A 7,496-nucleotide genomic window follows, 5' to 3' on the forward strand; every position below is an offset into this window, starting at 1 on the left:
TTGATTTTTTCGTGTCTTTTGTGCTTTTCGTGGACTGACTGACGTTTTTAGGTTGATGCACACCTATTTCCAAATACTGACAATATTAGTAAAGTCGTCAGTCCAAGGCTTCATATCAAAATATAACGGCATTTTTTGCCATTTACCCAGTTGGCTTAAACGTAGCGGTTCCAATGTTTCGGCTTGCTTCGCCATCACCACCCAGTCGGTTGCAACCACCAGCGGGATTTCTTGTTGAGGTTTGAATTCCTGAATCAAGGAAGCCAAGTGCAAGGCTTCCGCATTAATCGATAATACTTTTTTCAGCGATAAATGGCGGTTAGTCATATGGAATGCAAGTATGCCGCCCGGTTTGAGCTTTTTGAAATAAAGCTCCAGCGCTTCCTTGGTCAAAAGATGGGTGGGTACCGAATCGGAACTGAACGCATCCATGACTAATAAATCAAAATATTGATCCGGTTCCTTTTCCAGCGATAAACGGGCGTCGCCGACGCGCATGGCAGCGTTGTGGGCGCATTGACTCAGGTAGCTGAAATAGGCGGGGTTGCTGGCAATGTCTACCACCAGCGGATCGATTTCGTACAGCGTCCAGTTTTGTTGATCTTTGGCATAACAGGCTAGCGCTCCCGCGCCCAATCCGACTACGCCGATATTCCAGGCTTGATCGTTATTATCGTATTCCTTAAACAGCTGTCCCATAGGTCCTGGGCGGCTGTAATAGGTTAACGGTATCTGGCTTAAGTTTGCAGCCAGACGCTGCGCTCCGTGCTTGGTCGTGCCGTGAAACAGCTCATGATAGCTTTCAGGCTTGCCTTGTTCATCGGTTAATACGGCTTCACGTACGGCCAGTACGCCAAAAAAAGTCCGTTCCTGGTACAGCGTGTGCGATGACAGGCTATGTACGCCGAGCGCAAGGAAAATAATGGCGCCGGTCATTAAAGCAAAGCCGACAGGACGCGTTCTGAGCAGATAGGTCAACAAGGTTAAGCCTATCAGGCCGATGACGATGACATCGAAATACTGGAGTAAATCGTCGACGGTCGCATGAACAATAATTCCGGTAATAACCAGCAGGGCAGGGGCTATTATTTGCAACAGCAAGCCGGTATTCAGCGATAGTTTTAGACCGGGGCGCAACAGCAAGGCTGCAATAATCATGATCGGGTATTCATACACGGCGTTGAACACAAACGGGGCAACAAAGGTGTTGAACATGCCGCCCAACATGCCCGCAAATGACATGATCAAGTAGAAGGTCGTTAAATGCCGGGTATGCGGCCTTAATTTCGCCAGCTCGCCGTGACAGACCATCACCGCAAAGAAAAAAGCGATCAGGTGCAAGATCAGGTAAGCCCAATAAGGCAAATCCGCCGGATTAATGAACGCATAAGCGATAAACGGCAACAGGAATATCGGTTGCAGCTTCACCATTAACGGATGAATTTTGTCGTTCCATTTGGAAAAGACAATAACAAACGACAGTAAATACAGCGTTAACGGGATAATCCACAGCAACGGCACCGAGGCAATATCGGTGCTGATGAAGTTGGTCAGGCCCAGCAATAGACTGGACGGTACAAAGGCTAGCGCTAGCCAGTGCAATTTGGTGGCAAGACTGAGATTATTTTCATCGGTAGTTGTATCTGCGTCCTCTTGTTGCGCTGCGGTTTGTCGACTTTTCCATAGCGCAAAAGCGCAGCCTGCAATCAGCAGGCACAGAAGTAAATAACCAACTCCCCAGTAACTTTTCTGGTTAGCCAGTCCGATATTGGGTTCAAGCAGGAACGGGTAACTCAGCAACGCAATCAAGCTGCCGGTATTGCTGGCTGCATACAAATAATAAGGGTCATGGCTGGTATGGTGGCCGACATTGGCGAACCATTTTTGAATCAGCGGCGCAGTTGTCGAAACTACGAAAAAAGGCAGGCCGATAGCAAGAAATAAAGTCCAAAGCAGCCAGAATGTCGGGTTGCTGTCTGTCGGCGGAACTGTATTTTCAGGCAAGGCTAAAGGCAGCGCTAGAAAACTGATCAGTATCAGCGCCGTATGGATCTGGATTTGGCGATGCTGGCTGTAGCGCGTAGAAAGATAATGCGCGTAAAGATAACCCAGAAATAAAATACTCTGATAGAACACCATGCAGGTATTCCAGACTGCCGGCGAACCGCCCAGCAAGGGAAGTAAAATCTTCCCGAACAAGGGTTGCAGTACAAACATCAAAGTCGCACTGGTAAATAAGGTCGCGGCAAATAAAAAGATCAGGGATAAATTGCGGTCGGTTGTAGCTTCTGGACGGTTCATTATTTTTATAGGTAGCCCTTGGGGCTTTTGATTTTTGATGCGCTAATGATAAAGCATTTGGACTTGGATGGGGATAGGTATCTAAAACAAGCACCATTGTCCAAGCTTAGCCTGATCACGTCAGGCGCTCGCTTGATGTCTTTTGAACTAATGCCGACTATAGGAGACTTGAAATTTATTCAGATATAAAAAAAGGCGGTATAACCCGCCTTTTAGAAATCAAAATTAGACAATTTCCTTTATTGTTTTTTTCGTGACTGCTTTTCCGGTTTATTGCCGCCATGGTGACTTTCATGGTCTCTGGATTGATTAATCTCTTGTCTTTCATCGGCTCTGTCTTGACCGCGAAGACTATCCTCTTCTGATTGCTTATTGCTGTTCAGCAGACTCGAATCTGATGGCGAGCTTTCATGATATTTGTTGCCGTGATTACTCGGTTGTTTTGCAATAGCCGTCCCGGATAAGGATAGGGCTAAAACGGTTGCCGAAAGTAAAAAATATTTCCTGATTTTCATATTGTCACCTAAGTTGTTATAGCGATCCAAAATAAGCCGCTAATGCTTTAAAATCCGCTTCAGACAGGTTGGCGGTAATGGCTTGCATCGGTCCGCTTTTGCGAGAGCCTTCCTTGAAGGCTTTTAGCTGCTGTACGAGGTATTCGGGGTGTTGTCCGGCAAGCCTTGGAAACTGACCGTTGCCTTGAGCCTTGTTACCATGGCAACCTAGGCACATACCGGCTTTGGATTCGCCTGACTTTGCCAATGCAGGATCGCCGCCGGCTTTAACGGGGGGCTGGCTGGAAAAGTAAGCAGTCAGGTCGTTGACGTCCTCATCTGTCAAATGGCCCGCCATCGATTGCATTATCGGATTGACGCGATTTCCAGCCTTGAATGCTGCGAGCTGATTGACCAGATAAGTCGTTTGTTGCGCTGCCAAGTTGGGCCATTGTGCATTGCCGCTGTCACCTTTTTGACCATGACAGCTGGCACAGTGGTTGGCTTTTTGTTCTCCGGCTTTTATATCGGCTGCTGAAACCGGCAATGCTAAAAAAGCGGACAGAAAGAAAGATAAGATAAGGGACTGTTGTAGTGAGTTCATGGTTCACCTCATAGGATAGGGTTAGGCTATCTATATGTTGTTATCTATTGGAGGCTAGCGAAAGGGGGCTGCCTTGTTCAGATAGAGCTTCACTATACAACTAAAAAGAGTAACTGATAACAAAAAAGTTAAAGCTTGTGCGTAGGTGAGCAAAATGACAGGTTTGTTTTTGGCAAATCGGAGGGGCTGGTCTATGAGGGATATGCTTTCACGGACAGCATAAGACACCAAGAGGTTGCTATGTTCAGATAGCACTGGACATAGCAAAAACACAGTTATTTTACGATGCGTAAATTGGGTTTGGTTGTTGGTTTTTTTACCGGCGGTGGCGGTTCATCTTCATCATTTTCTTCCTGATCGAAAATCATGCCTTTGCCGTTTTCTTTAGCGTAGATTGCCAGCACTGCGCTTATCGGTGTGACAATATGCATGGGTTTTCCGCTAAATCGGGCATTAAATTCAATTTCCTCGTTGCCGAGAGAAAGTCCCTGTATCGCTTCCGGTCTTATATTTAAAACGATTTTGCCGTCTTCGATAAATTCTTGCGGTAAGGTTGCGGCAGTATTTTCTGCGTCTACGAGCAGATGCGGCGTTAGGGCATTATCAATAATCCATTCGTAAATTGAACGAATTAAATAGGGTTTTAGAGAAGTCATTTGGCTGGGGCTTATTTCAAAGGCTCGATCATTTCTTTTTCAATTTCGCTCAAGCTACGCTTGAAAGCGGCTCTGTTGAATATGCGATGGGCATAATTGGTGATCGCTTCATTCGGTGTCGATATATCAATGCCTATACTGGGTAAACGCCATAGTAATGGGGCGATCACGCAATCGATCAGCGAAAACTCATCGCTCATAAAATAGGGTCTGGCTGCGAAAATAGGCGAGGCCGACAAAATGCTTTCTCTAAGCATTTTTTTGGAGCGGGCGGATTTTTTCTCTCCGGAAAATAAAATTTCGTCGAGTAACTGATACCAGTCCTGGTCGATGCGCTTGATCAGCATTCTGGCATTTGCCCGTGAAACCGGATCCATTTGGTGCAAAGGAGGGTGCGGAAAGCGTTCGTCCAAATATTCCATGATGATGCGCGAGTCATAAAGAACTAGGTCGCGTTCAATCAGCGTCGGTGACGTGCCGTTGGGGTTAAGTTCAAGTAAATCCTCAGGCGGCTCGGTCGGGTCATAATATTCAATGTCTGCGACAACTCCTTTCTCGTGCAAAACAAAGCGGGCGCAATGGCTCATCGCACATGTTGGGGATGAGAAAAGCGTCATTACAGATTTACGAGTAATATTTGTCACGAAAAACAACCTCTTTTAAGACATATAGGGCAGTAAAAAAGAGTATTATAACAGATTGGCAATGTTTTTATTTACAGTTGTTAGATATATGGGATGGGCTTCTCGATCAGCCCATCCTATAGTTCGGATAGTTGTATTTTGTGGTTTACAAGAATTAATGGATGTCCTTCCAGTATTCTTTCTTTAGCAAATAAGCTAAAACCAAGAACATAAAAATAAAGAATAACACATATTTTCCGAGACGTTGCCTTTCCAATTGGACCGGTTCGCCGACATAAACCAGGAAATTAACCAAGTCATTAACGAAAATATCAAATTCTCCTTCGGACAATGTCCCGGGTTCTTTAATAACTAACTTGGTATATTCGTCATCCCATATGTTTTTTCTAGATTCTGCATACTGTTCACCCTGCAATTGCCAGAGCGGGTTAGGCATAGCGGTATCCTTGAAAATCAGGTTGTTTACCCCTCTAGGACTTTTTGAATCAATATAGTAACTTTTTAAATAGCTGTACAGCCAATCCGCACCACGCGATCTGGCAATTAACGACAAGTCGGGCGGCTGAGTGCCAAACCACTTTTCAGCGTCATGTGCATTCATGGCTGTGTGTAGTTGGTCGTAAATATTGGCTCCTTCCGGCGCAATATCCTGCAACATCTTCTTTTGATCCATGTCGGTATCAAGAGCGATACGCAAATAACGGATATGCTTGATTGAATGGCAGCCAAGACAATAAGTGACGAAGTGTTTCGCTCCCCGTTGCAATGAAGCATTATTGGAAAGATCAATATTCGCTTTTTGCAGCTCAATGTCTTCCGAGGCGGCAACCCCAAAAGACACTAATAACAATAAAAGTAACGCTATTAAGTTTTTCATATTAATCCAGACTCCCTATTGCTTTTTTTGCTAACCGAATGATAACGTTTCTTATGCCTTCGGGATTAGGTTGTCTGGTAAAAGAAGAGCCTTTAAAAGCAGAATGACCAATTTCAGTAGATGCCGGTTTTACTGGTTTTAATACGGTAATTTCCTCAATTAACGCGGGTAATTGCTCCTCAAGACTATGTACTGGGGTTAAACGCCTTGGCACAGGCTTGGTTTTTTCCCATCGCGTATAAAGCGGCATTAACAGGAAGAAACCGAAGTATATCGCGGTGAAGACGCGCGCAAATATTGTTGCTGTCGGCGTTGCCGGTTGCGTACCCAAATAGCCCAGCGCCAGGAAACTGATTACAAACAGTAATAAAGCCTTTTTATAAATGCCGCCGCGGTAACGAATCGATTTGACCGGACTGCGATCCAGCCAAGGCAGCAGGAACAATACGACTATCGCTCCGCCCATGCCGATGACCCCGGCAAACTTATCGGGAATCGCCCTCAAGATCGCATAGAAAGGTGTGAAATACCAGACTGGTGCAATATGTTCCGGGGTTTTCATCGAATCGGCAGGGATAAAGTTTGCATGCTCAAGGAAGTAACCGCCCATTTCCGGCATATAAAAAATAACCGTGGCGAAAAACAACAAAAACACGCCCACGCCGACCAAATCTTTGACGGTGTAATAGGGGTGGAAAGGAATACCATCTACAGGATGTCCCCAGGGATCTTTGGAGTCCTTGATTTCAATGCCGTCCGGGTTGTTGGAACCCACTTCATGCAAGGCCACGATATGCAGGAACACCAGCATAACCAACGCTAGCGGCACCGCAATAACATGAAAGGCAAAGAATCGGTTCAGGGTAGCATCGGAAACCACATAGTCGCCTCTGATCCAGAGCGACAAATCATCGCCGATTACAGGAATGGCGCTGAACAGCGAGATAATAACCTGGGCGCCCCAGTAGGACATTTGTCCCCAAGGCAATAAATAGCCCATAAACGCTTCAGCCATCAGGGCGACAAACAACAGCATGCCGAAAATCCAGATCAGCTCTCGGGGATGCTTGAACGAACCGTAAAGCAAGCCTCTGAACATGTGCAGGTAAACAACAATGAAAAACGCCGACGAACCTGTCGAGTGCATGTAGCGAATCAGCCAGCCCCAGTTCACATCGCGCATGATGTACTCTACGGAATCGAACGCCAGTTTGGCATCCGGCTTGTAGTTCATCGTTAAAAATATACCGGTCAGGATCTGGTTAACCAGCACCAGCAAAGCCAGTGAACCAAAGAAATACCAGAAATTGAAATTTTTAGGCGCATAGTAATGCGCCATGTGCTCATTCCAGAGTTTGGTTAGCGGAAAACGCTCCAAAAACCAATCGTTAAATTCAGTTACGCGGTTACGTTTCATGCGCTTGCTTCCTCTGCGGATTCACCAATAATTAGCTGTGTATCGGTAATAAAGCGGTAAGGGGGGATTTCCAGGTTAGTTGGCGCAGGTACGCCGCGATAAACGCGACCAGCCAAGTCAAACCAAGAGCCATGACATGGACAGAAAAATCCGCCTTTCCACTTTTCGCCAAGATCAGTGGGGGCTATCTCGGGACGAAACGTAGGTGAACAGCCCAAATGGGTACACAATCCCACAGCAACGAAAATTTCCGGTTTAATGGAGCGAACCGGGTTTTTACTGGATTCCGGTTGTATGGATTCGTTAGAAAGAGGATCTCTCAGCTCATTATCCAGCGTTTTTAGCGTTTCAAGAGCCTGAGGAGTCCTGTTGAGTATCCAGACCGGTTTGCCTCGCCATGCGACTCTGATTAATTGGCCGGGCTCCATTTTGCTGATGTCAACTTCAACAGGAGCGCCAGCCGCCATGGTCTTGGCGCTTGGTTGCATTTGGGCAAGAAAAGG

8 protein-coding genes are annotated in these 7,496 nt (G+C 46.1%); all 8 read right to left on the reverse strand.

Features of this window, described 5'->3' with window-relative positions; all coding sequences use genetic code 11:
• Positions 1 to 63 precede the first annotated feature (63 nt).
• A complete protein-coding gene (locus EPO18_RS09500; protein WP_292433126.1) occupies positions 64 to 2,301 on the reverse strand; it encodes a fused MFS/spermidine synthase in 2,238 nt (745 codons plus the stop codon).
• Between the two features lie 239 nt (positions 2,302 to 2,540).
• Entirely contained in the window at positions 2,541 to 2,816 is a 276-nt protein-coding gene (locus tag EPO18_RS09505; protein WP_292433127.1) for a hypothetical protein, read from the reverse strand.
• 16 nt (positions 2,817 to 2,832) lie between these two features.
• Positions 2,833 to 3,399, reverse strand: a complete 567-nt coding sequence (locus tag EPO18_RS09510) for a c-type cytochrome (RefSeq protein WP_292433128.1) — start codon at positions 3,397 to 3,399, stop codon at positions 2,833 to 2,835.
• A 275-nt stretch (positions 3,400 to 3,674) separates the two neighbouring features.
• Complete coding sequence (locus tag EPO18_RS09515) at positions 3,675 to 4,055, reverse strand: ClpXP protease specificity-enhancing factor (protein ID WP_292433129.1); 381 nt, start codon at positions 4,053 to 4,055, stop codon at positions 3,675 to 3,677.
• Positions 4,056 to 4,066: 11 nt separating this feature from the next.
• Positions 4,067 to 4,672 carry a glutathione S-transferase N-terminal domain-containing protein gene (locus EPO18_RS09520; protein WP_292433133.1) on the reverse strand — a complete coding sequence of 202 codons (606 nt, stop codon included), beginning with the start codon at positions 4,670 to 4,672 and terminating at the stop codon, positions 4,067 to 4,069.
• 181 nt (positions 4,673 to 4,853) lie between these two features.
• Positions 4,854 to 5,576: a cytochrome c1 gene (locus tag EPO18_RS09525; protein ID WP_292433130.1), complete on the reverse strand. Its 723-nt coding sequence runs from the start codon at positions 5,574 to 5,576 to the stop codon at positions 4,854 to 4,856.
• Position 5,577: 1 nt separating this feature from the next.
• The gene (locus EPO18_RS09530) at positions 5,578 to 6,993 is read right to left on the reverse strand and encodes a cytochrome b (RefSeq protein WP_292433131.1); all 1,416 of its coding nucleotides are present in this window, start codon (positions 6,991 to 6,993) and stop codon (positions 5,578 to 5,580) included.
• Positions 6,990 to 7,496, reverse strand: a 507-nt coding sequence (gene petA / locus EPO18_RS09535) for a ubiquinol-cytochrome c reductase iron-sulfur subunit (protein ID WP_292433132.1), incomplete at its 5' end; no start/stop codon positions are given. The genes petA and EPO18_RS09530, both read right to left, overlap by 4 nt.

This window comes from Methylobacter sp., assembly GCF_004322395.1.
Classification (GTDB): Bacteria; Pseudomonadota; Gammaproteobacteria; order Methylococcales; family Methylomonadaceae; genus Methylobacter_A.

Coding starts and splice junctions, on each gene's coding strand:
- EPO18_RS09500 (WP_292433126.1), bottom strand. CDS start 2,301: ATGAACCGTCCAGAAGCTACAACCGACCGCAATTTATCCCTGATCTTT.
- EPO18_RS09505 (WP_292433127.1), bottom strand. CDS start 2,816: ATGAAAATCAGGAAATATTTTTTACTTTCGGCAACCGTTTTAGCCCTA.
- EPO18_RS09510 (WP_292433128.1), bottom strand. CDS start 3,399: ATGAACTCACTACAACAGTCCCTTATCTTATCTTTCTTTCTGTCCGCT.
- EPO18_RS09515 (WP_292433129.1), bottom strand. CDS start 4,055: ATGACTTCTCTAAAACCCTATTTAATTCGTTCAATTTACGAATGGATT.
- EPO18_RS09520 (WP_292433133.1), bottom strand. CDS start 4,672: ATGACGCTTTTCTCATCCCCAACATGTGCGATGAGCCATTGCGCCCGC.
- EPO18_RS09525 (WP_292433130.1), bottom strand. CDS start 5,576: ATGAAAAACTTAATAGCGTTACTTTTATTGTTATTAGTGTCTTTTGGG.
- EPO18_RS09530 (WP_292433131.1), bottom strand. CDS start 6,993: ATGAAACGTAACCGCGTAACTGAATTTAACGATTGGTTTTTGGAGCGT.